This is a genomic window from Pseudomonas sp. FSL R10-1339, assembly GCF_009600545.1.
GTDB lineage: Bacteria > Pseudomonadota > Gammaproteobacteria > Pseudomonadales > Pseudomonadaceae > Aquipseudomonas > Aquipseudomonas bubulae.
The window spans coordinates 34,838-59,920 of record NZ_WIVQ01000003.1 but is presented as its reverse complement, the minus strand read 5'-3'; the positions used below and the strand labels follow the sequence as shown (position 1 = coordinate 59,920).

The following is a 25,083-nucleotide window of genomic DNA, read 5'->3' as shown; positions in this document are numbered from 1 at the left end:
AAAACGCACAAGCCATGGGTGAAATCTCGCGTTTGCAACACGAAAATAATCAATAGGATGGTGTAGGACAAGAACAATAAATAAAAGGCGCGAGGTGATACATGCCATCAGCCAACAAGGTGTACGACTACATCATCGTGGGTGCCGGGCCTGCAGGTTCAGTGCTGGCCAATCGGCTGTCTGCCGATCCTCGCCACAACGTGTTGCTGCTCGAAGCGGGCGGGCAAGATAACTACCCGTGGATCCATATTCCTGTGGGTTACCTGTATTGCATCGGTAACCCGCGCACCGACTGGTGTTTCAAGACCGAAACCCAGGCCGGTTTGCAAGGTCGCAGCCTGAGCTACCCACGGGGTAAGGTCTTGGGCGGCAGCTCGTCCATCAACGGCATGATTTATATGCGCGGCCAGGCGGGTGATTACAACCGCTGGGCCGAGTTGGGCAATTCGGGCTGGGGCTGGGATGACGTATTGCCATTGTTCAAACGCAGCGAAAAGCACTTTGCCGGCAATTCTGAGCTGCATGGCAGTGAAGGTGAGTGGCGGGTTGAGCAGCAGCGCTATTCATGGCCGATTCTCGACGCGTTTCGTGACGCCGCCGCGCAAAGCGGAATTGCCAGCGTCAGCGATTTCAACGGTGGCGATAACCAGGGCTGTGGATACTTTCAAGTCAACCAGCGCTCCGGTGTGCGCTGGAATGCCTCAAAGGCTTTTCTGCGGCCAATACTCAAGCGCCCCAACCTGACGGTTTTGACCGACGTGCAAGTCGACAAAGTGCTGCTTGAAAACGGCCGGGCCACCCAGGTCAGTGCGCGCTGGCAAGGCGCACAGCATACCTTCACGGCCGGTTGCGAGATTATCCTTTGCGCCGGTTCGATTGGCTCTCCTGGCATCTTGCAGCGCTCGGGTATTGGCCCGCGGCCTTTGCTCGAAAGCCTGGGGATAACTGTGCTGCATGAGCTGCCCGGGGTGGGGGGGAATTTGCAGGACCACTTGCAGTTACGCTTGATCTTCAAACTGACCAAGGCCCGAACCCTCAACCAGGTCGCCAATAGCGTGTGGGGTAAAGTCGGCATGGGCCTGCGATATGCCTACGACCGCAGTGGTCCTTTGGCGATGGCCCCCAGTCAGCTGGGGGCGTTCGTCAAATCCGACCCTGATCAGTTATCTGCCAACTTGCAATACCACGTCCAGCCGCTGTCCCTTGAGCGTTTTGGCGAGCCGCTGCACACCTTCCCGGCCTTTACCGCCTCGGTGTGCAACTTGCGACCAAAAAGCCGGGGGCGCGTGGATATCCGTTCGGCAAACCCGGATGACGCACCGCTGATCGACCCCAATTACCTGAGCCACCCTGATGATCTGAAGGTAGCAGCCGATGCCATACGCCTGACTCGGCGTATCGTGGCCAGCGCAGCTCTGCAGGCCTTTACCCCTGAGGAATATCTGCCAGGCAAGGACTTGCAGACCGAACAAGAGCTGTACGACGCAGCTGCCCGTATTGGTACGACGATTTTTCACCCCGTGGGCACTTGCTGCATGGGCCAGGACGCCGAGGCAGTGGTCGATGCCCAATTGCGCGTTCATGGGGTACCGGGTTTGAGGGTGGCAGACGCTTCGATCATGCCCAGCATCGTGTCGGGTAATACCTGTTCTCCGACCCTGATGATTGGCGAAAAAGCCGCGCAGCTGATTTTGCAGGCTTCGCTTGAAACACCGCAGTACACAGCAGGCGTTAACCGCACGGCAGCTATACCGGTCGCCTGAAGGCGATCGTGGTTTCGGGCGCAGTCATCCGGAACCGGCAGTGGACAACAACAATAATCACTGTGGCCCATAGGGCCGAGGACTTTGCACATGTCAGACGCACTTGCACAACAGGCGGCTACCGTCAAAGGAACGACCGGGCGCGAAGAGCGCAAGATCATTTTTGCGTCATCCCTCGGGACCGTTTTCGAGTGGTATGACTTTTTCTTGTATGGCGCTTTGGCCACCGTGCTCAGCAAGCAGTTCTTTGCTGGGGTCAACGACACCACGGCGTTTATTTTTGCCTTGATGGCCTTCGCCGCAGGCTTTTTGGTGAGACCCTTCGGGGCACTGGTGTTCGGTCGATTGGGTGACATGATCGGGCGTAAATACACCTTCCTCATGACCATCATCTTGATGGGTTTATCGACCTTCGCTGTCGGCCTGTTGCCGACCTACGCCAGCATCGGTATCGCTGCCCCGATCATGCTCGTGGTATTGCGCATGCTCCAGGGGCTGGCGCTGGGCGGTGAATACGGCGGTGCAGCCACTTACGTGGCTGAACACGCCGCACCGGGCAAGCGTGGCTTCAACACCAGCTGGATTCAATCGACTGCCACCTTGGGTTTGTTGTTGTCGCTGCTGGTGGTGCTGAGTTGCCGGTACCTGACCGGTGACCAGTTTGAAGTCTGGGGCTGGCGCCTGCCGTTTCTGCTGTCCATCGTGCTGCTGGGCATCTCGACCTGGATTCGCATGAGCATGCACGAGTCGCCAGCGTTCGTGAAAATGAAAGCCGAAGGTAAAACCAGCAAGTCGCCGATCCGCGAATCGTTCGGTAAATGGGAAAACCTCAAGATCGTGCTGATTGCCCTGTTCGGTATCAACGCTGGCCAGGCGGTAACCTTCTATACCGCGCAGTTCTATGTGCTGTTTTTCCTGACACAGATGCTCAAGATGGACCCGGCCCAGGCCAATCTCTTACTGATTATCAGCGTAGTGATCGGGGCACCGTTCTTTATATTCTTCGGCTGGCTGTCTGACCGTGTGGGGCGCAAGCCGATCCTGATGCTTGGCCTGTTATTGGCCACAGTCCTGTACTTTCCGCTGTTCAAAGCATTGAGCCATTACGCCAACCCGCAGATTGATACCGCCAGCCGTCAATCACCGATTGTGGTCATGGCCGACCCGGGCACCTGCACCTTCCAGTTTGACCCGGTAGGCAAGGCACGTTTTGACAGCCCGTGCGACAAGGTTAAAACCTTCCTGGTGAAGCAGGGCTTGCCGTATACCTCACAGTCGGCTGCACCGGGCGCTGAAGTTCAAGTGTCGGTAGGTGAACAGAAAATCAGCGGTTTTGACGAAGCGGCCATGCGCGCAGCGATAACCGAAGCGGGTTACCCGGCCAAGGCTGATCCAGGCGCGGTCAACCAGCCAATGGTTGTACTGGTGATGGTACTACTGACACTCATTGCCACCATGACCTACGGCCCACTGGCAGCCGTGATGGTAGAGCTGTTCCCGACTCGCATCCGCTACACCTCAATGTCCCTGCCCTACCATATCGGCAACGGCTGGTTCGGTGGTTTTCTGCCCACCGTGTCGTTTGCACTGGTGGTCTACACCGGGGATATCTTCTATGGCCTGTGGTACCCGGTGGTGATCACCGGGGTCAGCCTGGTGGTGGGCATGCTGTGCCTCAAGGAAACGAGGAATGTGAATATCGACAAGGTCTAAGTAACCCGCCTTCCCTTTGAGCGAGCGGTGGAGCGAAGAGCCCCACCGCCTTCCACATTCCCGAACTTGACCGTGGCAATAAAGCCCCATTCAATAACCTGCCCCTCTGTTGTTGTGGTCGGGTCGTCCAAAGCTTTGGACAAGGGCTCATACAAAGTCTCTGGAACCCGCTTTGCTGATAATCCTACTTATAGCCTAGAACGATCATCAGCGAATAAGGAACTCTGTATGTTGCAACTTATCTCACTCTCTCCTAGGGCATTCGACGGTCCATTGGAAAGCTTCGAACCTGTCCAACATCGACTGGACTCAAAGAGTAATTACTTTATCCATGACTATTTAAAGTTGCACGGCGAGAATATTGGCCGACATGCTGATCTTTCCAAAGTACTGACCTATCACTGCGACTCGGATTCTTTTTCAATCAGCAATGAGTACAAGGAACGCTTGATTGCCGATATGGTGGGCCTCGCCAAGGACGTTTCACGAAAGCTTCCCAACGCCGTTTTTATAGAAAAACTGTGCGATTGGTATAGAAACGCGACAACGATCAATAAACAATCCGTTGCGACTGATGTCACTGCTCACCTCAGCAGAAAGGGTAATGACATCGCCACTATGATCATGGAGGTGAATCCAGATTTGGGCCGCGGTTCGAACAAGCTCAAGGTTTTGGATATCGGCGGAAATGACGGCAAGCTGACGTCCTATGTATCCGCCAGTCTGGCCGAGGCCAGCGGCATATATGTCGAGCCCTATGTCCTGGAAGTCGATACTGAAACAGGATGGGACGAAAACAGCAAAACGGTGCAACTCGAGAGTCGCAAGAATTGTGCATCCGTTAAAAAGATCATTTATGACGGCACTAGCATGAGCAGCGGCAAAGTGGCAGGGAGCGATTGTGCAAACCCATTAGTGGAAGGTGGAAAGTTTGATTGCGTCATGTATCAGCATTCACTGCATCACTTCCCCTCCGACGGGGTGCAACAATACAGTATCAAACAAGCCGCCGATCTGCTCAAGGAGGGGGGCGTACTGAGCATCACCGAGCACTCCAGTCGCCTGAGCGGAGATGATATCGACCTGATGCATGTGGTCATTGAGTTGTATAAGAAGCTCCATGAAAACCCGGATATATCGCCCGCACAACTGGAGCGAACCTACAATCAATATATGGAAGCTGAAACACCTGCCAATTATATGTCCCAAGAAAGACTGATCGCCATGGCCACCAATGCTGGATTTACCCCGGTGACGGTCACCCCTACGAGTCCGGGCCCAGACAATGCGTATTCGATAAACTTCGTCAAAGGTGATCAAAAGATGATCGAAAAAACCAGACAGCTGGAAAATCTGGTGTATCCGGCGTCAACCCTCAAGGCCGATCAGTTGAAGTACCAGACCACGTTCATCCCGCATCTGACACGCAGCAATAGCTTTTCCTGACAGCAATGTTGGTTAGGTTGCGATGAATCCAGATATCTTGAATTTACCAAGGTGCAGGATGGCCGCGCGGTAGAAGCAATGAATCGACAGGCACAAAAAACCGGCTGATATAAGCCGGTTTTTTTGCGCTTAGAAAAACTTATGCACGTATTTAGGTGAAAACTTACAGTCTGAAATAAGCATGAAAATCATAGGCTTACGTCTGTTTTTTCACAAAAAAAGAAAACTTGTGCACAAGTTATCCACAATTTGCTTAGTTCACAATCGTTTCAGAAGGTTTAGCTATAGGAGGCAACGAACCCATGTCGCGCTGAGCCTGCTCGTTCCAGGCCTGTACCCGGTCGTTCAGCTCGGCAATGGCCCGTGGACCGCTGCCGTTGGCGTACATCGGTTCACCGATGACCAGCTCGATGGTGCCAGCCTTTTTCGCCCAGCCCGTCTTGGGCCAGAACTTGCCCGCGTTGTGGGCAATCGGTAGTACCGGTAGTTCGGCGTTGACCGCCAGGGCCGTGCCTCCCCGGGAAAATTTTCCCACCTGGCCAAACGGCACGCGGGTGCCTTCCGGGAAGATCAGCACCCAAATGTTGTCCTTGAGCAGCTCATCACCCTTTTTTGCAATGTGCTTGAGCGCAGCCTTGGGGTTGTCACGGTCGATGGCAATCGGGCGCAGCATCGCCATCGCCCAGCCAAAAAACGGCACATACAGCAATTCGCGTTTGAGTACCTGGCTCAACGGCTGAAAGTAGGCCGAGAGAAAAAACGTCTCCCAGGTACTTTGGTGGTTGGCCAGAATCACGCACGGTCGTTGCGGGATGTTTTCTGCGCCCGTAACCCGAACGTCAATTTTCAAGAACACCCGTGTCAGCCACAGCGCGCAGCGGCACCAGTAAACATTGATAAACCGATAGCGCGCACGGAATGGCAAAAACGGAGCGACAAAAAAGCTCAGCGAGCACCACAGCAGAGAGCTGGTGCCCAGCAGCAGGTAAAAGAAGAAGGTTCTGATGGCCTGCAGTATCGACATAGCGGCTTTTACCGTTGCGGATAAAGCATAAGGGAACAGGCCAGCGCATAACGTGCAGGCCAGTGTTCGAACATGCTTTATTTGTGGATAAGTTCTGCGGCGACTGCCGCCAGATCGTCAAATACTAGAGTATTAACCGGTAACTCTTTGGCCAATGTCTGTAGGCCCTTTCCGGTTTTTACCAAAACTGGCTGAGAATCGACGGCTTGCGCAGCCTGCAAGTCACCCAAACTGTCACCGACGAACCAACATTGGGCCAAATCAACGCCGTAATGGTTGGCAATCGTTTGCAACATGCCAGGTTTGGGCTTACGGCAAGCGCAACCCGCGTCAGGTCCGTGTGGGCAATAGACAATCAATCCGACCTCGCCACCCTGCTCTGCCACCAGCGCCCGCAAGCGGGCGTGCATGGCGTCCAGCGTGGCAACATCATAGTAGCCGCGGGCAATGCCGGACTGGTTGGTCGCGATGGCGACTGTCCAGCCGGCCTTGCTCAACTGCGCAATGGCCTCGATCGCGCCGGGCAGTGGTTGCCACTCCTCGACTGACTTGATGTAAGCGTCGGAGTCGTAATTGATTACTCCGTCCCGATCGAGAATCAGCAGTTTCAACGGCAACCCCTCAGCCCAGCAGTGAAATATCGGCAACACCCAGGAACAGGCCACGCAGACGGGCCAGCAAGGCGTAGCGGTTAGCCCGCACGCTCGGGTCTTCTGCGTTGATCATCACCGCTTCGAAGAACGCATCCACCGGCTCGCGCAACGAGGCCAGACGGGTCAGGGCTTCGTTGTACTGACGGGCAGCAGCCATTGGCTGTACGGCCTCGTCGGCCTTCTGGATGGCCGAGAACAGCGAGAACTCACAAGCATTGTCGAAATAGCGGGCTTCAACGTGGGTCGAAACCGTGCCTTCAACCTTGCTCAGCAGGTTCGAAACGCGTTTGTTCACGGCGGCCAGTGCAGCGGCTTCCGGCAACTGGCGGAACGCTTGTACGGCTTGCACGCGCTGATCGAAGTCCAGCGCCGACGTTGGGTTGAGGGCACGTACCGACAGGTAAGTGGCCACGTCCACGCCTTCGTCTTCGTAACGCGCACGCAGGCGGTCGAAGATGAATTCCAGAACCTGATCTGCCAGACCGGCCGACTTGATCTTGGCCCCGAAAGCGCTGACAGCGAATTTCACTGCTTCAGTCAGGTCGAGGTCGAGTTTCTTGTCGATCAGGATGCGCAGGATACCCAGCGCTGCACGACGCAGTGCGTACGGGTCTTTGCTGCCTGTAGGCAACATGCCAATGCCGAAAATACCCACCAGGGTGTCGAGCTTGTCGGCGATGGCCACTGCAGCACCGGTCAGGGTGCTCGGCAACTCCGCGCCCGCGCCACGCGGCATGTACTGCTCGTTCAACGCCAGGGCGACGTCTTCAGGCTCGCCGTCATTCAGCGCGTAGTAGTAACCGGCAATGCCTTGCATCTCCGGGAACTCGCCGACCATTTCCGTGGCCAGGTCGCACTTGGACAGCAAACCGGCACGGGCGGCACGCGGTGCGTCACCGCCAATGCGCGGGGCAATGAATGCCGCCAGTTTCGAAACACGCTCAGCCTTGTCGTAAACACTGCCCAGTTGGGCCTGGAATACCACGTTTTGCAGACGCAGGTTGAAGCTCTCGAGTTTTTGCTTCTTGTCTTGCTTGAAGAAGAACTCGGCATCGGTCAGGCGCGGGCGAACCACTTTCTCGTTACCCGAGATGATCTGCTGCGGGTCTTTGCTCTCGATGTTGGCCACGGTAATAAAGCGCGGGAGCAATTTGCCATCGACGTCCAGCAGGCAGAAGTACTTCTGGTTGTCCTGCATGGTGGTGATCAGGGCTTCTTGCGGGACGTCCAGGAAGCGCTCTTCAAACGAGCACACCAGCGGCACCGGCCATTCAACCAGCGCGGTCACTTCGTCGAGCAGGGCCGGCGGCACGATAGCGCTGCCTTCCTGCATCGTCGCCAGCTCGGCCACACGCTTGGAAATCAGCTCGCGACGCTCAAAGAAATCGGCCAGCACGTAGGCTTTGCGCAGGTCTTCGGCGTAGTTGGCCGGGGCGCTGATGCGCACGTTTTCCGGGTGATGGAAGCGGTGGCCACGGGACTCACGACCGGCTTTTTGCGCAAGGATCGTGCAATCGATGACCTCGTCGCCCAGCAGCATGACCAGCCACTGGGTTGGACGTACGAACTCGACCTTGCGCGCGCCCCAGCGCATACGCTTGGGGATCGGCAGGTCATTGAGCGAGTCTTCAACGATGGTCGGCAGCAGGCTGGCGGTCGGCTTGCCGACGATCACCTGGCTGAAACGCAGTTTCGGGCCGCTCTGGTCGATTTCGCTCAGCTCAACACCGCATTTTTTGGCAAAGCCAAGGGCTGCCTGGGTCGGGTTGCCTTCGGCATCGAAAGCAGCTTGACGTGGCGGGCCGTCGATATTGATGCTGCGGTCAGGCTGCTGGGTTTCCAGCTGGGTCAGCAGAACGGCCAGGCGGCGCGGTGCGGCGTAGACTTTTTTCGCGCTGAATTTCAGACCGGCTGTTTGCAGGCCTTTTTCAATCCCGGCGAGAAATGCATCAGCCAGGGTATTGAGGGCTTTTGGTGGCAGTTCTTCAGTGCCCAGTTCAACCAGAAAATCTTGAGCACTCATTGTGCTGCCTCCAACTTAGCCAACACTTCATCACGTAAATCCGGCGGAGCCATCGGGAAGCCCAGCTTGGCGCGAGCTTCAAGGTAGGCCTGAGCCACCGAACGCGCCAGGGTACGCACACGCAGGATGTATTGCTGACGCGCGGTCACGGAAATGGCGCGGCGGGCATCCAGCAGGTTGAACGTGTGGGATGCCTTGAGCACCATTTCGTAGCTTGGCAACGGCAGCGGCTGGTCGAGTTCGATCAGGCGCTTGGCTTCGCTTTCATAGAAATCGAACAGTTCGAACAGTTTGTCGACGTTGGCGTGTTCGAAGTTGTAAGTCGACTGCTCGACTTCGTTCTGATGGAACACGTCGCCGTAGGTCACTTTGCCGAACGGGCCGTCAGTCCATACCAGGTCGTAGACAGAATCCACGCCCTGCAGGTACATAGCCAAACGCTCAAGGCCGTAGGTGATTTCGCCGGTAACCGGGTAGCACTCAATGCCGCCTACTTGCTGGAAGTAGGTGAACTGGGTGACTTCCATACCGTTGAGCCAGATTTCCCAGCCCAGACCCCAGGCGCCCAGTGTTGGCGATTCCCAGTTGTCTTCTACGAAACGGATATCGTGGACCAGTGGGTCCAGGCCGATATGTTTCAGCGAACCCAGGTACAGCTCCTGGAAGTTTGGCGGGTTTGGCTTCAAAACCACCTGGAACTGGTAGTAGTGCTGCAAACGGTTCGGGTTTTCGCCGTAGCGGCCGTCAGTCGGACGACGACTGGGCTGCACATAAGCGGCGTTCCAGGTTTCCGGGCCCAGAGAGCGCAAAAACGTGGCGGTATGGAATGTGCCGGCGCCCACTTCCATATCGTAGGGCTGAAGCACCACACAACCTTGCTCGGCCCAGTATTGCTGGAGGGCGAGGATCAAGTCTTGGAAGGTACGCACTGCTGGCGTAGGCTGGCTCACAAATTCACCTGTTTCTTGGGCTGCGATTTAAAGAGCGGGAGTATACCCGATTCGGTCGCCCCTCCACCCCCTGGAGCCTATATGCCACGTTGCTTCTGGTGTTCAGAAGATCCGCTGTATGCCGCTTATCACGATCAAGAGTGGGGCGTGCCGTTGCGCGATGCGCATGGGCTGTTCGAGTTGTTATTGCTCGAAGGGTTCCAGGCAGGTTTGTCATGGATCACGGTTTTGAAGAAGCGCGAGCACTATCGCAAGGTCATGTTTGGCTTTGATGTGCAGCGTTTGGCAGTTATGACGGACACTGAAATCGAGGTTTTGTTGCAGGATCCGGGGATTATCCGCAACCGTCTCAAGGTGGCCGGAGCACGACGCAATGCCCGGGCCTGGCTGGCTCTGGACAACCCGGTGGAGTTTTTATGGTCGTTTGTGGGTGGTAAACCGAAGATCAACCACTTTACTGAACGCCATGAATTCCCTGCGGTGACGCCAGAGGCCGAAGCCATGAGCAAAGGCCTGAAAAAAGCCGGTTTTACGTTCGTCGGCCCGACCATTTGCTACGCCTTTATGCAGGCCAGCGGCATGGTTATGGACCATGCCACGTATTGCGACCGTTACGCGGAACTGGCCAACGGCGGTTAGAATGTCTTTTTTCGCCACACGCATAACCCGTAGCAGCTGCCGAAGGCTGCGTCCGGCGGCGCAGCCGTCGTGAAGTCAGGCCCTGCGATGTGTCAGTAAAATCAAGCACTCAGCATTTACGATTGCTTCGCAATCGGACGCAGCCTTCGGCAGCTGCTACGAGTGCTTTCGAGAGATTATTCTGTGGAAAAGTTTAAAGGCGCCTTGCTGGTCGGGGCTTTGCGATTGTTTGCCATGCTCCCGTGGAGCGCGGTGCAACGCGTGGGCTCGGCCATTGGCTGGTTGATGTGGAAACTGCCTAATCGTTCGCGCGATGTGGTGCGGATCAACCTGGCCAAATGCTTCCCCGAAATGGACCCGGTCGCCCGTGAGCAACTCGTGGGCCAGAGCCTCAAGGACATCGGTAAAAGCCTGACCGAGAGCGCGTGCGCCTGGATCTGGCCGGCCCAGCGTTCGATTGACCTGGTGCGTGAAGTCGAAGGTCTGGACGTGCTCAAGGACGCCCTGGCCTCAGGCAAGGGCGTGGTAGGCATCACCAGCCATCTGGGCAACTGGGAAGTGCTCAACCACTTCTATTGCAGCCAGTGCAAGCCGATCATTTTTTACCGCCCGCCCAAGCTCAAGGCTGTGGATGAATTGCTGCAAAAGCAACGCGTTCAGCTGGGCAACCGCGTGGCGGCATCGACCAAAGAAGGCATCCTGAGCGTGATCAAGGAGGTGCGCAAAGGTGGTCAGGTGGGCATTCCGGCAGATCCGGAGCCCGCTGAGTCAGCCGGTATTTTTGTGCCGTTCCTCGGCACGATGGCCCTGACCAGCAAGTTTGTGCCCAATATGCTGGCGGGCGGCAAAGCGGTGGGCGTGTTCCTCCACGCATTGCGCTTGCCCGACGGTTCGGGTTTCAAAGTGATTCTGGAAGCGGCGCCCGAAGAGATGTACAGCACCGATACGGCGACCTCGTGCGCGGCCATGAGCAAGGTGGTCGAGAAGTATGTGCGGGCGTACCCGAGCCAGTACATGTGGAGCATGAAGCGCTTCAAGAAGCGTCCGCCGGGTGAGGCGCGCTGGTACTGACCAGACATGCATCCCGTGGGAGCGAGCCTGCTCGCGAAGGTTTCACAAGCGCCGCGATTATCTAACGATCTTCGCGAGCAGGCTCGCTCCCACATCAAGTTCCCAATATGAAGCTGGATGAATTACTGCGACTTATCCAGCTTCTTCAAAAACACCGTCATTTCTTTCTCGGCCTGCTTGTCGCCATGGGCCTGAGCCGCTGCAATCCCCTGCTCCCATGCCGCCCGCGCTGCCGCACGATCCCCCGCCGCCAGCTGCGCCTTGCCCAGCAGCTTCCAGGCCGCCGAATACTTGGGGTCAAAGCCGACGCAACGCTGCAGATGCTCCGCCGCTTTCAAGTTATCCCCAAGGTCCAGATAGCCCTTGCCCAGGCCAAAGCGCAGCAATGAGTTATCCACACCCTTGGCGAGCATCTTTTCCAGTGATTCCAGCATCCCTGACTCCTTAGAAAAAACTCAAGCCCACATGAAACAGCTTCTCTACGTCGCGAATATGCTTTTTATCCACAAGGAACAGGATGACATGGTCGCCGGCATTGATGACGGTAGAGTCGTGGGCGATCAGCACTTCTTCGTCGCGAATGATCGCGCCAATCGTGGTCCCCGGTGGCAAGTTGATTTCACCGATGCTGCGGCCAATCACCTTGCTCGACTTGGAGTCACCGTGGGCGATGGCTTCGATGGCCTCCGCCGCACCGCGGCGCAGTGAGTGCACACTGACGATATCGCCACGGCGTACGTGGGCCAGCAAGGTGCCGATGGTGGCCAGCTGCGGACTGATGGCGATATCGATTTCGCCACCCTGGATCAGGTCCACATAGGCCGGGTTGTTGATGATGGTCATCACCTTCTTCGCGCCCAGGCGCTTGGCCAGCAGCGAGGACATGATATTGGCCTCGTCATCGTTGGTCAGGGCCAGGAACACGTCGGCATCGGCGATGTTCTCTTCGAGCATCAAGTCGCGGTCCGAGGCGCTACCTTGCAGCACAACTGTACTGTCGAGCGTGTCGGACAAATAGCGGCAACGTGCAGGATTCATCTCTATGATTTTGACCTGGTAACGGCTTTCAATGGCCTCGGCCAGGCGCTCGCCGATCTGTCCGCCGCCAGCAATGACAATACGCTTGTAGCTTTCGTCAAGGCGGCGCATTTCGCTCATTACTGCGCGAATATTGGCTCTGGCGGCGATGAAAAATACTTCGTCGTCAGCCTCGATGATGGTATCGCCACGGGGTGTAATTGGCCGATCGCGTCGGAAAATCGCCGCGACTCGTGTATCCACATTCGGCATGTGCTCGCGTAGCTGGCGCAATTGCTGGCCAATCAGCGGGCCACCGTAATACGCCTTGACCGCGACCAACTGCGCCTTGCCCTCGGCAAAGTCGATCACCTGCAAAGCACCGGGGTGTTCGATCAGGCGCTTGATGTAGTTGGTGACCACCTGCTCGGGGCTGATCAGCACGTCGACCGGGATGGCGTCGTTATCAAACAACTCCTCGCCGCGTGTCAGATAAGCCGCTTCTCGTACACGGGCGATTTTGGTCGGGGTGTGAAACAGCGTGTAGGCCACCTGGCACGCGACCATATTGGTCTCGTCGCTGTTGGTCACGGCCACCAGCATGTCGGCGTCATCTGCACCCGCCTGGCGCAGCACATTGGGCAGCGAGGCGCGGCCCTGCACGGTGCGGATGTCGAGGCGGTCACCCAGGTCGCGCAGGCGTTCGCCATCGGTGTCGACCACGGTGATGTCGTTGGCTTCGCTGGCCAGATGTTCTGCCAGCGTACCGCCGACCTGGCCTGCGCCGAGGATGATGATTTTCATGCCGTCATTTCCTGGAACCGTTAGCTGCGTGCGGCAGCGATCTTGATCAGTTTGGCGTAATAGAAACCGTCATGCCCACCTTCTTGCGCCAGCAACTGGCGGCCGTGGGGTTGTTTGATACCGAACTGACCGGCGATATCCAGCTCGCGGGCACCCGGTGTCCGGGCCAGAAACGCTTCGATCACCTCGGTGTTTTCGGTCGGCAGCGTCGAACAGGTGGCGTAAAGCAAGATGCCACCGACTTCCAGGGTTGGCCACATCGCGTCCAGCAGTTCGCCTTGCAGGGTGGCGAGTGCGGCGATGTCGTCCGGTTGGCGGGTCAGCTTGATGTCTGGATGACGGCGGATAACACCCGTTGCTGAGCAAGGCGCATCCAGCAAAATGCGCTGGAATGGTTTGCCGTCCCACCAGGTTGCGGTATCGCGGCCGTCAGCCGCAATCAACTCGGCACTCAGGCCCAGACGTTCAAGGTTCTCGCGAACGCGCACCAGGCGCTTGGCTTCCAGGTCCACGGCTACCACGCCGGCGAGCTTGGGCTCGACTTCCAGGATGTGGCAGGTCTTGCCGCCGGGGGCGCAGCAGGCGTCGAGTACACGCTGGCCCGGGGCCAGATCGAGCAAATCGGCAGCCAGCTGGGCGGCTTCGTCCTGCACACTGATCCAGCCTTCGGCAAAGCCTGGCAGATTGCGTACATCGCAGGCCGCAGCCAGCACGATGCCGTCCTGGCTAAAGGTGCAAGGTTGAGCTTCGATCCCTGCCTCGACCAGCAACTGCAGATACGCATCACGACTGTGATGGCGACGGTTGACCCGCAAGATCATCGGCGGGTGCGCATTGTTGGCTGCACAGATGGCTTCCCATTGCTCAGGCCAAAAAGCCTTCAGGGATTTTTGCAGCCAGCGTGGGTGCGCAGTACGCACCACCGGGTCACGCTCCAGCTCAGCCAGTAAGGCTTCGCTTTCTCGCTGTGCATTGCGCAATACGGCGTTAAGCAGGGCTTTGGCCCACGGCTTTTTCAGTTTGTCGGCGCAACCTACGGTTTCGCCGATGGCGGCGTGGGCCGGAATGCGGGTGTAGAGCAGTTGATACAAACCGACCAGCAGCAATGCCTCGACGTCAGCGTCGGCGGCCTTGAACGGTTTTTGCAGCAGCTTGTTGGCCAGCGCCGACAGGCGTGGCTGCCAGCGCGCGGTGCCGAAGGCCAGATCCTGGGTCAGACCGCGGTCACGTACCTCAACCTTGTCCAGTTGCAGCGGCAACGAACTGTTGAGCGATGCCTTGCCGTTGAGCACGGCAGTCAGGGCTTTGGCGGCGGCCAGACGAGGATTCATTGTGCGGCACCCAAAACTGTACCGACGGCGAATTTCTCACGGCGGCTGTTGAAAAAATCACTGAAGTTCAGCGCTTTGCCACCAGGCAATTGCAGGCGTGTGAGGCACAAGGCGCCTTCACCGCAACCCACGATCAGGCCGTCCTTGCTGGCGGCGAGAATCTGTCCCGGTGCACCTTGAGCGTCAGCCAGGTTTGCGGCCAGTACTTTGAGGGCTTCGCCATTGAGCGTGCTGTGGCAGATCGGCCACGGGTTGAAGGCGCGGATCAGGCGCTCCAGCTCAACGGCCGGGCGGCTCCAGTCGATGCGCGCTTCGTCCTTGTTCAACTTGTGGGCGTAGGTCGCCAGGCTGTCATCCTGGACTTCACCTTGCAGCGTCCCCGCCGCCAGACCGGCAATGGCCTGGATCACGGCCGGTGGGCCCAGTTCGGCCAGGCGGTCGTGCAGGCTGCCGCCGGTGTCATCGGCGGTGATTGCGGTCACGGACTTGAGCAGCATGGGGCCGGTGTCCAGACCCGCCTCCATACGCATTACGGTCACTCCGCTTTCACTGTCGCCGGCTTCGATGGCGCGCTGGATCGGCGCTGCTCCGCGCCAGCGTGGCAGCAAGGAGGCGTGGCTGTTGATGCAGCCCAGGCGCGGAATATCCAGCACCACTTGCGGCAGGATCAGGCCGTAGGCCACCACCACCAGCAGGTCCGGCTTGAGTGCAGCCAGTTCGGCCTGGGCCTCAGGGGCACGCAGGGTGGGTGGCTGCATCACTGTGATGTTGTGCTCCAGCGCCAGCTGTTTGACCGGGCTTGGCATCAGCTTTTGCCCGCGCCCTGCCGGACGGTCCGGCTGGGTGTAGACCGCGACGATCTCGTAAGGCGTGTCTAGCAGTGCCTTGAGGTGTTCGGCGGCGAATTCTGGGGTGCCGGCAAAGACGATGCGCAGTGGCTCAGTCATGGAATACTCACTTGGAATAGGGGGGCGCGGGAACTGACGGCAATGAGCCAGCGAACGGACCGGCTGGCTCATTTTCATGTGGGAGCGGGCTTGCTCGCGATGAGGGCTACCCGGTGTATCAGCAGAACCGTGTTGGCCCGATCGCGAGCAAGCCCGCTCCCACATCGGGTCCCTGCCAGTTCGGGAGTGTTGTGCGTTTTATGCCGATCAAGCGTTCTGGCGGTGCAGTTTTTCCAGTTTCTTCTTGATCCGGTCGCGCTTGAGCGTAGACAGGTAATCGACGAAGAGCTTGCCGTTGAGGTGGTCGCACTCATGCTGAATGCACACCGCCAACAGGCCTTCGGCGATCATTTCGAAAGGTTTGCCGTCACGGTCCAGCGCCTTGATCTTGACGCGCTGCGGGCGATCAACGTTCTCGTAGTAACCCGGTACCGACAGGCAGCCTTCCTGGTATTGGCCCATCTCGTCGGACAGGATCTCGAACTCGGGGTTGATAAACACCATCGGTTCGCTGCGATCTTCGCTCAGATCCATGACCACGATGCGTTTGTGCACGTTGACCTGGGTCGCGGCCAGGCCGATACCTGGCGCCTCGTACATGGTTTCAAACATGTCATCGATCAACTGACGGACTTCGTCGTCCACAACCGCCACGGGTTTGGCGATGGTACGCAGACGCGAGTCTGGGAATTCGAGGATGTTCAAAATAGCCATAAGTTTGTTTGGTGCACTGTGTGAAAGATTCAAAAACGGTTGTCAGGTGGGTCCTGGGGACTCGAGCAACCTGTGCAAAACGTCTCCTTCAGAGAGAGCCCGCTCGGGCTCAGGCGTTTCACGCGAGAGCACATAATAAAGGGATTCACCCACGGATGAAACGACTAGCTGCCGGGCTGCACCTGTGCATGTCTCAATTTGAAACCAACCTGCCCGGCCTCCAGGCGACGTTCAACTAATGTTGGGTTTCCCATTGGCGTTTCAAGTTCTGCCAAGGGGCTCAACCCGGTACTTTTCATCGTTAGCCAAACAACTTGTCAACAGAGTTATCCACAGCTTGTTCCTTACAGCCAGATGGAATAACCGATCAAGGATGATCCTATGCCACCCTCAGAAATATCCCCAGCAGAGTTGGAGGCCCGCTTGCGTTTGCACCGTTTGCCCGACGTTGGGCCACGGCGTTATTACAGCCTGTTCAGAGCCTTTGGTTCGGCCAGTTCGGCGCTCAGCGCACCTGCCAGCGCCTGGCGTGCCCTGGGGCTGCCCGAGGGGTGTGCCCAGGCGCGGCGCAGCCCTGAAGTCCGTGAGGGTGCCAGCGCTGCATTGCGCTGGCTTGAGCGCTCCAGACACCATGTGCTGCTGCATGATCAGGCCGATTACCCGGCGCTGTTAAGCGAATTGAGCGATGCCCCGCCGCTGTTATTCGTGGCGGGAGAGCCGTCAACTCTGGAAAAACCGCAGTTGGCGATGGTCGGTAGCCGACGCGCTTCGAGGCCTGGGCTGGACACCGCGACCGCCTTTTCCCGCAGCCTGGCTGGCGCCGGTTTTGTGATTACCAGCGGGCTGGCGCTGGGGATTGATGGCGCAGCGCATCAGGCTGCTCTGGACGTTGGCGGGCAGACAGTGGGGGTTTTGGGGACGGGCCTGGAAAAACTTTATCCACAGCGCCATCGGGCATTGGCAGACGCAATGATTTGCAACGGTAGCGCCGTGGTATCGGAGTTTCCTCTGGACGCCGGGCCCCAAGCCGCCAACTTCCCGCGGCGTAACCGCATTATAATACGGTGGTATGATTCTCCGAGTAGAATTTGGAATCTTACCCATGCCAGCCGCATACGCGTACATACGCTATTCGAGAGCCGTCCAGCAGACTGGGGACAGCGAAAATCGCCAGTACACAGCCCTCGAACTCTTCGAACACACCACAGGCATCGTCATTGCTGAGGTGGTCTATGACCGTGGAAAATCGGCGTTTCGAGGTGATAACGCCAAGACAGGCAAATTCAAAGAAATTCTTGAACGGATTGAGCAGGGAGGCATTCGTAAAGGTGACTATCTGGTCGTCGAATCTATCGACAGGATCACCCGCCAGCGGGTGTTAGATGGTGTTGAACTTCTTCAAAACATTTTGAAGAAAGGCATCAATATCTACACAACTACCGACCAGAAAACCTACTCTTACAACGACCCTTCAAGAGATTTTGAAAATCTCCTGATGATTAGTTTAATCGCCAAACGTGCCAACGAAGAAAGTGAAACCAAATCTAAACGCCTACTGTCGTCTTGGCGAACGCGGCGAGAGAAAGCCGAAAATGGTGAAATCATCATTAAGAAAGGAAATTCTATTCCCTACGGCCTTCGCGTCTACAACGGAAAATTCATAATAGACGAAGAAGAGCAGAAAGAAATACAAACCCTTTTTGAATATCTCTTGACCTATGGAATTAACACAGCAATTAAAAAAATAAATAGGACTTCGAAGAAGCTTTGGAATAACGGAACCTTAAACAAGGTCATTACCAATAAAACAGTAATCGGATGTCTTGCCACTCATCGAATGGAGTATGATGGCGGCAAAGCCCAGAAAATTCCAACGGGATTTATTGAGAACTACTATCCTAATTTAATACCCCCAGCCCTATTTTATCAAGTTGTCGATAAGATGAAGGAACGGAAAGTTAAAAATTTTAATGGGCGAAGAACAGAACAAGACTTCAATATTTTTAAGAACCAGATTTTCTGTCTTTCGTGCGGTGGAAAAATTTACTATGACCATAGAGGTAGCCGCTACAAGGGTAAGATTTATCCGCATTTCAAATGTAACACCAAGCGAGTAAACCCAAGAGCGTGTAGCACTGACAACATCCGCTTCGAGTATGTTTTTGGCCTACTATTGAAAAGCCTAGAAAAACTTAAAACAACAACTGATGTTTGGAAGTTATTGGATATTGATGAAGGGGCAGCAGGTAGAAACAACCTGTTAAACTCACAGGTTAATGGTTTATTGAAGGTAAACAACAACACTGATACTGACATATCAATAAATCAAAAAACCGCTGAATTGGCTCAATTTAGAACTACCTACGAGAACCTGAGTATCAGTATAAAAGAATTCGGTGGAAAAATACCGGTATTAGTAATGAAACAGCTTTCGGAAACCGAGGCACGGATTGAAGAGCTAACCCAAGAGGTAGAGGCACTTCAAGCAAGTAAATCGACCCCCACAATTGAAATAAATGATTACCAGACAATTGTCGAACTATTTATGACAGAAGAAGGCAGGGCCAAAATCAATACCTTCTTCAAGGAGAACGATATAGTTTTCTATGTCGAGCATCATAAGCAATCAACTCTAAGTCAGCTACGAATGTCGAGGAAGTCAGCGGGTTCGGAAGAAGAGTTAGTTTATACAAGTAGATTTTCCCCCAAAAAAGATATTCTTAAAGCGTGGAGCTTGCCAGAGCTTCAAGATATGTTTGACTTATCATACCAAAGTATAATCGAGAAAGACGCTTTATAAACTTGACTTGGCAAATCTAGGTGGTAATTTATAAGTCTACAAAAGGAAAAAAGGAATGAACGAAAAAGAAATAATTACACAGCACATTAGGTTGCGAATAGCTCAAGAAAAAAACAAACTCAGTAAATTGATGGCTGAAAATAGAAATCCCAATGCCGTATTTCCTCCTGAATTCGATTTGGAAAAACGCATCACGCTTCGAATGGAGATGTTGGAATTGGAACTTGAAGCCGCCGAATATATGTATAGGAAAAAATAAGCCCGCTTGGGCTTTTTTGTTGTTTTCATTTTTGATGCAAGGAGTGTTTTCGTCTGACTTTATTTGAAATAGGCTTTTTTTCAGATGTATAAAATTCAACTTCTTTTTCAACCTGCTCTATTTCATGAAATAATACAAGCTCCATCGAATTATCATATTTCTCATGATTTTGCACAGCCTCAATCTTATCTATAACCTCATTTTTATTAAGCCCTTCGTTGATGTGGTCGTATTCTTTTAAGCTCTTAGCCCACCCAGACAAAGACGCTTTGAAATTTTTATAAAGCCTTGTCATTTCTGCCATTAAGCCGATGGCCTGTTCCGCTTCCACCTTTGCCCTATTAGCATCAGCCTTGGCCTTATCTATGGCCGCTTTCTCAGCCTCTAACTCTTTCTTGGCAGTTTCGCTTAGCTCAATCAATTGCGACGCTTCTAACGCTGTTTGAGCGAGTTCTAGACGCTGCTCCATTAGAGCATCCCTTTCTTTTCTATATCGGTCTTGGTCCACTTGCCATTGTTTTCTTCTTCTTCCAAGCTTCTGCTCAGTAGGCTTGTAATTTTTATAGTTGATTTGGCAATGCTTCAAAACAGATGTATTGAACTCTTTTTTGAGTTCTGCTATCAACCCTTTACGGTCAAGGTCTTCTAGTCGTTTACCTTTGTAAATTCTTGGGATTACCAAGTTTAAATGTGGGTTTTTTTGGTCATGGACATTCAAATAGGTTGATTTGACGAAGCTCATCAAATCACCTTCAACGTCCATTTTTAATTTTGCAGACTTTAACAAGTCCGCACTTATTTTTTTCCATTGGTCAATAGTGGGCCTTTCCACGGTTGGAGGTAGGACAAAATTAAAGCTTTGAGCATATGACTCGACCTTTCGGCCACCCTTTTTATTTCCTCTATCAAAGTCTATAACCTCCTGTATTGTCTTGTTTAAAAAATTCCTTAAATTGATACTCTCAAAGACTTTTTTAATCTCTGTATTTTTGTGGCTTGGGCTTTTCTCATTTTCCAAATAGTTTAGATAAGCAATCAATCCTTCGGCTTTATTTTTAATACGCTGGGAGATGACTACAAAATTCTTAATGGTCATATATTATTGTAATGTTAGTTACTTATATAGATACCACCTGCAAATAAAAAATCAAGTTGAACTCAATATATTAAAAGAGTTCAAGATAGGACAACCCTACGGGTTGACGGCTTCGCCTTCCTACTTGTTAGGGGGAATCCCCCTAATACCCCAGCCCTGACGGGCTAAAATGCAAGAGCAAAAACCCAAACCACAACACAACGCCAAAAATTTTGTTGGCGTGCTTACTGGTAGTGGGTGGTGATTTGACTTAAATTAATGGAGTGCTAAATTATAAAAAAGTGAACCCCAAATGTCATCGCTCATTTGGGGTTCGGGTTGATACTGATAACGGCAGTTCAACGTGATTAAATTTATATCACGCTGAAATTTAATTTCAAGTCTCCTGCCGCAAATAATCTAAAACTATAAATTCAGTATTAACCTTTTTCCAACGTTGGAAATTCAGGTGATTGTTCCGTTGTGAAAAGCTTAGCTGGTTAGAATGGGGATTCCGGTAAACCAGCAACCCGCAAGCCACTGAAATAGTGTTGAACAGGGTGCCGGAAAGTCGTTGATGTAGGCTTTAAGTGTTCAAAGTTTAAACTGAGTATCACAGATTTAGACCCTGAGAAAATCAGGCAAGGCTCCACTGTTTTCAAACTTTGAAATCAGGAAGAGCAGCTTTGCCTGAGAAAGCAAGAGCGAAGCCTGCTTTCGCAGGCAATTCTGGAATTAAAAGGCGAAAAGCCAAAGGCTTTGAGTTAATAAATTAAGATATCTTTTATTAAGAAAGACACACGTATGCACACGAGAGCCATACCTTCAAAAATATCAAAACCCTTAAAATTTAATTACTGGAGCGATGTAGCATTTACTATATGGTTTGCATTCGCAGTTTTCTTTTAACTTATCCATGATATCCAAACCAAATTTTTTACCATTACTATCTGTACACCATTTACAACTATCGCTCAAAGCACCTTCCAAGGTATATTGCTTGATACCTATTTTAATGGACTTAGCAAAACTATCATCGCGAAGCTTTTCGATAGTGGCCTTATTGTAAATATCTTCAAGCATCTGCTTTGGATTGGAAAGTGCCAACCCCTCAACGGTCAAAACCTCTAAAAACTCTTTTGTAATAGATAGCCTTGGATTAACTCCCAGTTCTTTCTTTTCCTCTAAGGTTAGTTTGTTACCTGTTTTGAGGAGGCTAACTTTATGGCGTAAATGGTCTAGAACTTTTTCGCGGGCCTCTACTTTTATATATGGGCATACCTCTAATTCATTCAAGAAGTAATCATCGCAAGCAGAGGCTTCCGACACGTCTGCATCTGCCTGAATGGCAATCGGAGTTATTTCCAACTGTGGGGCTGAACCATTCTTTTTATTGAAAAATGATTTAATGATATCAAACATTTTTTCGTATCCCTTCCGTAAAAAAGTAGATGACAGCTGACCCAGTGATACTTAACCAGAAAAAGGTATGACCTGAAACCTTCGTATCGCATTGGGCCACCGAAGGGGCGGATGCAGAGCCTCCCCCCCTTCGGTGACCTTGATTAAAAATCACACGGTAAAACGCACACCTGATCATCAGCGGTTTGTCCCTTGGCGTGCTGGTGGTCGAGGCCAGCGTGTCCAGCGGCTCGCTGATTACTGCCCGTCTCGCCGCAGAGCAGCGGCGCGAGGTGTACGCCATGCCCGGTTCCATCCACCACCCTGGGGCGCGTGGCTGCCATCAGTTGATCCGTGATGGCGCTACGCTTGTCGAGACCGTTGAGCACATTCTCGAAGGCCTGCGTGGCTGGCGCTCGATGCCGTTGCCCACAACAGAAATGTTTACTCCAAGCTGTCATCCATTAGTGCAATTGTTGCAGGCAGCGCCCTATACCAGCGAAGCATTGGCCAATATCAGCGGTTGGGATTTGCCCCGATTGCTGGCTACTCTGACCGAGCTTGAACTGGCGGGGCATGTTGTACTCGAGGGTGGGCGTTGGTTTGCTCGCGCCAGCTAAGTACACTGCGCGCAGCACATATCTGGAGACATTCAATGATCAGCACCTGGCGCGTCCAACAAGCTGCAAGAGCCATTCGCGCAGGCGCGGTGATTGCCTATCCGACCGAGGCGGTCTGGGGCCTGGGCTGCGACCCATGGGATGAAGACGCGGTCGAGCGGCTGCTGGCGATCAAATCGCGGCCTGTGGATAAAGGTCTGATTGTGGTGGCAGACAACATTCACCAGTTCGACTTCCTGTTTGAAGACTTCCCCCAGGAGTGGATTGACCGCATGGCCAGTACCTGGCCAGGGCCGAACACCTGGCTGGTGCCGCATCAGGGCTTGCTGCCCGAGTGGATCACCGGGGTACACGATACGGTGGCGCTGCGCGTGAGCGATCACCCGCTGGTGCGCGAACTGTGCGCGCTGGTGGGGCCGATTGTCTCGACGTCAGCCAACCCGGCAGGTTTGCCGGCAGCGCGTACTCGCTTGAAAGTGGAGCAGTATTTCCGTGGGCAAATCGACCATGTGTTGGGTGGCAACTTGGGTGGACGTAAAAACCCGAGCCTGATCCGCGACCTGGCTAGCGGCAAAATCGTACGCCCGGCGTAATGAGTTGCAGCCCAACCGATCTTGTAGCAGCTGCCGAAGGAACGAGGCTGCGTCCGGTTGCGAAGCAATCGTAAAACCTGAGTCCGAGATTTTTCTGAACGACCACAGTGTCTGGTTTTACGACGGCTGCGCCGCCGAACGCAGCCTCGTTCCTACGGCAGCTGCTACGAATTTGTTTTAAGGCAACAAAATCGTCGATCCCGTGGTTCGGCGCGCCGACAGTTCCGTCTGCGCCTTGGCCGCATCAGCCAACGCAAAACGCTGGCTGATATCAACCTTGATTGCACCGCTGCGGATCATCGCAAACAGCTCATCGGCCATCGCTTGCAGGTTTTCGGCGCTATTGGCGTAGGACGCCAACGTCGGTCGAGTGACATACAGCGAGCCCTTCTGCGACAAGATCCCCAGGTTGACTCCCGTTACCGCGCCTGAAGCATTACCAAAGCTGACCATCAGCCCACGTGGTGCTACGCAGTCCAGTGACGTTAGCCAGGTGTCCTTGCCTACACCGTCGTAAACCACCGGGCACTTCTTGCCGTCGGTCAATTCCAGTACACGCTTGGCAACATCCTCGTGGCTGTAGTCGATGGTTTCCCACGCGCCCAGAGCTTTGGCGTGGGCGGCTTTTTCGGCTGAGCTGACCGTGCCGATCAATTTCACGCCCAAGGCTTTCGCCCATTGGCAGGCAATCGAACCTACCCCGCCTGCAGCAGCGTGGAACAGGATGGTTTCACCCCCTTTGAGTTCGTAGGTCTGACGCAGCAGGTACTGGGTTGTCAGGCCCTTGAGCATCACTGCGGCGGCTTGTTCAAAGGAAATATCCTCGGGCAGTTTCACCACATTGGCTGCAGGCAAAACGTGCAGTTCACTGTATGCCCCCAGCGGCCCGGTGCCGTAAGCGACGCGATCGCCGACGTTCACGTTGCGCACGTCACTGCCCACCGCATCAACGATCCCTGCCCCTTCATTGCCCAGACCGGACGGCAGTTCAGCCAGCGGGTACAAGCCACCCCGGTAATAGGTATCGATGAAATTCAGACCGATGGCCTGATTGCGCACCCGAACTTGCTGCGGGCCCGGCTCGGCGGGTTGGTAATCGACATACTCAAGCACTTCAGGGCCGCCGTGGGCCCGAAACTGGATACGCTTTGCCATCTGCACTGTCCTCGCTCATTTCACGAAGCCACCATCCAACGCTGAAGCGTGATCTTCGTCAACTGCGGTGAGCCGGAGTGCGGTGTTATGCTAGCCCCCCTTTGCCGCCGGCCCCGCACGCCGCGTCGCTTTGCCCGATTTAAGGTGATGTCATGACTACTCGCACCGAGGCTGTAAAAGCCTACCTGCTCGACCTTCAAGACCGCATTTGCAACGCATTGCAAACGGAAGACGGCGGCACCCAGTTCGTTGAAGACGCCTGGGAGCGCCCGGCGGGTGGTGGCGGTCGTACCCGTGTAATCGAAAACGGCCACGTCATCGAGAAAGGCGGGGTCAACTTTTCCCATGTGTTTGGCAGCGGCCTGCCACCGTCGGCCAGTGCTCATCGCCCTGAACTTGCGGGCCGTGGCTTTGAAGCCCTCGGTGTGTCGCTGGTGATCCACCCGCACAACCCGCATGTGCCAACTTCCCACGCCAACGTACGTTTTTTCATCGCTGAGAAAGAAGGCGAAGAACCGGTCTGGTGGTTCGGTGGCGGCTTTGACCTCACCCCTTACTATGGCGTTGAAGAAGACTGCGTGCACTGGCACCGCGTGGCCGAGCAGGCCTGTGCGCCATTTGGTGCCGATGTGTACCCGCGCTACAAGGCGTGGTGTGACACCTACTTCCATATCAAGCATCGCAATGAGCCCCGTGGTATTGGCGGCCTGTTTTTTGATGACCTGAACGAGTGGGATTTCGACACCTGTTTCGCTTTTATTCGCGCCATTGGTGATGCCTATATCGACGCCTACCTGCCGATCGTTCAGCGCCGCAAAAACGACGAATACACTGCCGAGCAGCGTGAGTTCCAGGAATTCCGCCGTGGACGCTATGTGGAATTCAACCTGGTCTATGACCGTGGCACCCTGTTTGGCCTGCAATCGGGCGGTCGCACCGAGTCGATCCTGATGTCCCTGCCACCGCAAGTGCGCTGGGCTTATGACTGGAAAGCGGAACCGGAAAGCCCGGAAGCGCGCCTGACGGATTACTTCCTGCAAGACCGCGACTGGTTGGCCAACGCCTGACACTGCCCGAGGAGCTTG

General features: G+C 54.6%; 21 protein-coding genes and 2 pseudogenes. 11 read left to right on the top strand and 12 right to left on the bottom strand.

The features are described from left to right. Nucleotides 1–101 precede the first annotated feature (101 nt). From GHO03_RS02260 to GHO03_RS02250, 3 genes are all read left to right on the top strand, one after another. Complete coding sequence (locus GHO03_RS02260; RefSeq protein ID WP_153399044.1) at nucleotides 102–1,763, top strand: GMC family oxidoreductase; 1,662 nt, start codon at nucleotides 102–104, stop codon at nucleotides 1,761–1,763. 90 nt (nucleotides 1,764–1,853) lie between these two features. Beyond that, nucleotides 1,854–3,476: an MFS transporter gene (locus tag GHO03_RS02255; protein WP_094999584.1), complete on the top strand. Its 1,623-nt coding sequence runs from the start codon at nucleotides 1,854–1,856 to the stop codon at nucleotides 3,474–3,476. A 228-nt stretch (nucleotides 3,477–3,704) separates the two neighbouring features. Next, the gene (locus GHO03_RS02250) at nucleotides 3,705–4,922 is read left to right on the top strand and encodes a class I SAM-dependent methyltransferase (protein ID WP_095017923.1); all 1,218 of its coding nucleotides are present in this window, start codon (nucleotides 3,705–3,707) and stop codon (nucleotides 4,920–4,922) included. 253 nt (nucleotides 4,923–5,175) lie between these two features. On the opposite strand, the gene GHO03_RS02245 is transcribed toward GHO03_RS02250, so the two are convergent. From GHO03_RS02245 to glyQ, 4 genes are all read right to left on the bottom strand, one after another. Next, on the bottom strand, nucleotides 5,176–5,946 hold the full coding sequence (locus tag GHO03_RS02245) for a 1-acyl-sn-glycerol-3-phosphate acyltransferase (RefSeq protein WP_094999585.1): 771 nt from the start codon (nucleotides 5,944–5,946) through the stop codon (nucleotides 5,176–5,178). 77 nt (nucleotides 5,947–6,023) lie between these two features. After that, the gene (gene gmhB / locus GHO03_RS02240; protein ID WP_165446529.1) at nucleotides 6,024–6,563 is read right to left on the bottom strand and encodes a D-glycero-beta-D-manno-heptose 1,7-bisphosphate 7-phosphatase; all 540 of its coding nucleotides are present in this window, start codon (nucleotides 6,561–6,563) and stop codon (nucleotides 6,024–6,026) included. A gap of 4 nt (nucleotides 6,564–6,567) precedes the next feature. Continuing rightward, complete coding sequence (gene glyS / locus GHO03_RS02235; protein ID WP_094999587.1) at nucleotides 6,568–8,622, bottom strand: glycine--tRNA ligase subunit beta; 2,055 nt, start codon at nucleotides 8,620–8,622, stop codon at nucleotides 6,568–6,570. Continuing rightward, on the bottom strand, nucleotides 8,619–9,572 hold the full coding sequence (gene glyQ, locus GHO03_RS02230; RefSeq protein WP_003437964.1) for a glycine--tRNA ligase subunit alpha: 954 nt from the start codon (nucleotides 9,570–9,572) through the stop codon (nucleotides 8,619–8,621). The genes glyS and glyQ overlap by 4 nt, the downstream gene beginning before the upstream one ends. Before the next feature lie 81 nt (nucleotides 9,573–9,653). On the opposite strand from glyQ, the gene GHO03_RS02225 reads away from it, so the two are divergent. Next, a complete protein-coding gene (locus tag GHO03_RS02225; RefSeq protein ID WP_095020604.1) occupies nucleotides 9,654–10,211 on the top strand; it encodes a DNA-3-methyladenine glycosylase I in 558 nt (185 codons plus the stop codon). 183 nt (nucleotides 10,212–10,394) lie between these two features. After that, entirely contained in the window at nucleotides 10,395–11,282 is an 888-nt protein-coding gene (locus GHO03_RS02220; RefSeq protein ID WP_094999589.1) for a lysophospholipid acyltransferase, read from the top strand. Between the two features lie 122 nt (nucleotides 11,283–11,404). Here GHO03_RS02220 and GHO03_RS02215 read toward each other — a convergent pair whose 3' ends face one another. The 5 genes from GHO03_RS02215 to def all read right to left on the bottom strand — a co-directional run bounded on the left by GHO03_RS02215 (nucleotide 11,405) and on the right by def (nucleotide 16,095). Beyond that, nucleotides 11,405–11,716 (bottom strand): tetratricopeptide repeat protein, encoded by a 312-nt coding sequence (locus GHO03_RS02215; protein WP_094999590.1) that lies wholly within the window; start codon nucleotides 11,714–11,716, stop codon nucleotides 11,405–11,407. 10 nt (nucleotides 11,717–11,726) lie between these two features. Next, nucleotides 11,727–13,103, bottom strand: coding sequence for a Trk system potassium transporter TrkA (gene trkA, locus GHO03_RS02210; protein WP_094999591.1), 1,377 nt, complete (start codon nucleotides 13,101–13,103; stop codon nucleotides 11,727–11,729). Between the two features lie 20 nt (nucleotides 13,104–13,123). Continuing rightward, nucleotides 13,124–14,434 carry a 16S rRNA (cytosine(967)-C(5))-methyltransferase RsmB gene (gene rsmB / locus GHO03_RS02205; RefSeq protein ID WP_095017920.1) on the bottom strand — a complete coding sequence of 437 codons (1,311 nt, stop codon included), beginning with the start codon at nucleotides 14,432–14,434 and terminating at the stop codon, nucleotides 13,124–13,126. Beyond that, a complete protein-coding gene (gene fmt, locus GHO03_RS02200; RefSeq protein ID WP_094999593.1) occupies nucleotides 14,431–15,381 on the bottom strand; it encodes a methionyl-tRNA formyltransferase in 951 nt (316 codons plus the stop codon). The genes rsmB and fmt overlap by 4 nt, the downstream gene beginning before the upstream one ends. Before the next feature lie 207 nt (nucleotides 15,382–15,588). Continuing rightward, a complete protein-coding gene (def, locus tag GHO03_RS02195) occupies nucleotides 15,589–16,095 on the bottom strand; it encodes a peptide deformylase (RefSeq protein WP_016782844.1) in 507 nt (168 codons plus the stop codon). 381 nt (nucleotides 16,096–16,476) lie between these two features. Here def and GHO03_RS02190 point away from each other — a divergent pair. From GHO03_RS02190 to GHO03_RS02180, 3 genes and pseudogenes are all read left to right on the top strand, one after another. Further along, a pseudogene (locus tag GHO03_RS02190) lies at nucleotides 16,477–17,154 on the top strand (DNA-processing protein DprA); the annotation flags it as partial. Between the two features lie 43 nt (nucleotides 17,155–17,197). Beyond that, entirely contained in the window at nucleotides 17,198–18,895 is a 1,698-nt protein-coding gene (locus tag GHO03_RS02185) for a recombinase family protein (protein ID WP_178110286.1), read from the top strand. Between the two features lie 55 nt (nucleotides 18,896–18,950). Further along, nucleotides 18,951–19,154, top strand: coding sequence for a hypothetical protein (locus tag GHO03_RS02180; protein ID WP_153399038.1), 204 nt, complete (start codon nucleotides 18,951–18,953; stop codon nucleotides 19,152–19,154). Nucleotides 19,155–19,179: 25 nt separating this feature from the next. Here the strand turns inward: GHO03_RS02180 and GHO03_RS02175 are convergent, their stop codons facing one another. Together GHO03_RS02175 and GHO03_RS02170 are read right to left on the bottom strand one after the other, a co-directional pair. Then, nucleotides 19,180–20,250, bottom strand: coding sequence for a hypothetical protein (locus GHO03_RS02175; protein WP_153399035.1), 1,071 nt, complete (start codon nucleotides 20,248–20,250; stop codon nucleotides 19,180–19,182). A gap of 822 nt (nucleotides 20,251–21,072) precedes the next feature. After that, complete coding sequence (locus GHO03_RS02170; RefSeq protein WP_153399032.1) at nucleotides 21,073–21,651, bottom strand: hypothetical protein; 579 nt, start codon at nucleotides 21,649–21,651, stop codon at nucleotides 21,073–21,075. A 173-nt stretch (nucleotides 21,652–21,824) separates the two neighbouring features. Here GHO03_RS02170 and GHO03_RS02165 point away from each other — a divergent pair. Together GHO03_RS02165 and GHO03_RS02160 are read left to right on the top strand one after the other, a co-directional pair. Next, nucleotides 21,825–22,250, top strand: a pseudogene (locus GHO03_RS02165) (DNA-processing protein DprA); the annotation flags it as partial. Nucleotides 22,251–22,285: 35 nt separating this feature from the next. Further along, nucleotides 22,286–22,843, top strand: a complete 558-nt coding sequence (locus GHO03_RS02160) for an L-threonylcarbamoyladenylate synthase (protein WP_094999595.1) — start codon at nucleotides 22,286–22,288, stop codon at nucleotides 22,841–22,843. A gap of 177 nt (nucleotides 22,844–23,020) precedes the next feature. Here GHO03_RS02160 and GHO03_RS02155 read toward each other — a convergent pair whose 3' ends face one another. Next, complete coding sequence (locus tag GHO03_RS02155) at nucleotides 23,021–23,998, bottom strand: quinone oxidoreductase (RefSeq protein ID WP_095017919.1); 978 nt, start codon at nucleotides 23,996–23,998, stop codon at nucleotides 23,021–23,023. A gap of 152 nt (nucleotides 23,999–24,150) precedes the next feature. On the opposite strand from GHO03_RS02155, the gene hemF reads away from it, so the two are divergent. After that, the gene (gene hemF, locus GHO03_RS02150; RefSeq protein WP_153399026.1) at nucleotides 24,151–25,065 is read left to right on the top strand and encodes an oxygen-dependent coproporphyrinogen oxidase; all 915 of its coding nucleotides are present in this window, start codon (nucleotides 24,151–24,153) and stop codon (nucleotides 25,063–25,065) included. The last annotated feature ends 18 nt before the right edge of the window (nucleotides 25,066–25,083 follow it).

Excerpts from the sequence above, each read along its gene's own strand:
- GHO03_RS02260 (WP_153399044.1), top strand. The coding sequence starts at position 102 with ATGCCATCAGCCAACAAGGTGTACGACTACATCATCGTGGGTGCCGGG.
- GHO03_RS02255 (WP_094999584.1), top strand. The coding sequence starts at position 1,854 with ATGTCAGACGCACTTGCACAACAGGCGGCTACCGTCAAAGGAACGACC.
- GHO03_RS02250 (WP_095017923.1), top strand. The coding sequence starts at position 3,705 with ATGTTGCAACTTATCTCACTCTCTCCTAGGGCATTCGACGGTCCATTG.
- GHO03_RS02245 (WP_094999585.1), bottom strand. The coding sequence starts at position 5,946 with ATGTCGATACTGCAGGCCATCAGAACCTTCTTCTTTTACCTGCTGCTG.
- glyS (WP_094999587.1), bottom strand. The coding sequence starts at position 8,622 with ATGAGTGCTCAAGATTTTCTGGTTGAACTGGGCACTGAAGAACTGCCA.
- GHO03_RS02225 (WP_095020604.1), top strand. The coding sequence starts at position 9,654 with ATGCCACGTTGCTTCTGGTGTTCAGAAGATCCGCTGTATGCCGCTTAT.
- GHO03_RS02215 (WP_094999590.1), bottom strand. The coding sequence starts at position 11,716 with ATGCTGGAATCACTGGAAAAGATGCTCGCCAAGGGTGTGGATAACTCA.
- trkA (WP_094999591.1), bottom strand. The coding sequence starts at position 13,103 with ATGAAAATCATCATCCTCGGCGCAGGCCAGGTCGGCGGTACGCTGGCA.
- rsmB (WP_095017920.1), bottom strand. The coding sequence starts at position 14,434 with ATGAATCCTCGTCTGGCCGCCGCCAAAGCCCTGACTGCCGTGCTCAAC.
- fmt (WP_094999593.1), bottom strand. The coding sequence starts at position 15,381 with ATGACTGAGCCACTGCGCATCGTCTTTGCCGGCACCCCAGAATTCGCC.
- def (WP_016782844.1), bottom strand. The coding sequence starts at position 16,095 with ATGGCTATTTTGAACATCCTCGAATTCCCAGACTCGCGTCTGCGTACC.
- GHO03_RS02185 (WP_178110286.1), top strand. The coding sequence starts at position 17,198 with ATGCCAGCCGCATACGCGTACATACGCTATTCGAGAGCCGTCCAGCAG.
- GHO03_RS02180 (WP_153399038.1), top strand. The coding sequence starts at position 18,951 with ATGAACGAAAAAGAAATAATTACACAGCACATTAGGTTGCGAATAGCT.
- GHO03_RS02175 (WP_153399035.1), bottom strand. The coding sequence starts at position 20,250 with ATGACCATTAAGAATTTTGTAGTCATCTCCCAGCGTATTAAAAATAAA.
- GHO03_RS02170 (WP_153399032.1), bottom strand. The coding sequence starts at position 21,651 with ATGTTTGATATCATTAAATCATTTTTCAATAAAAAGAATGGTTCAGCC.
- GHO03_RS02160 (WP_094999595.1), top strand. The coding sequence starts at position 22,286 with ATGATCAGCACCTGGCGCGTCCAACAAGCTGCAAGAGCCATTCGCGCA.
- GHO03_RS02155 (WP_095017919.1), bottom strand. The coding sequence starts at position 23,998 with ATGGCAAAGCGTATCCAGTTTCGGGCCCACGGCGGCCCTGAAGTGCTT.
- hemF (WP_153399026.1), top strand. The coding sequence starts at position 24,151 with ATGACTACTCGCACCGAGGCTGTAAAAGCCTACCTGCTCGACCTTCAA.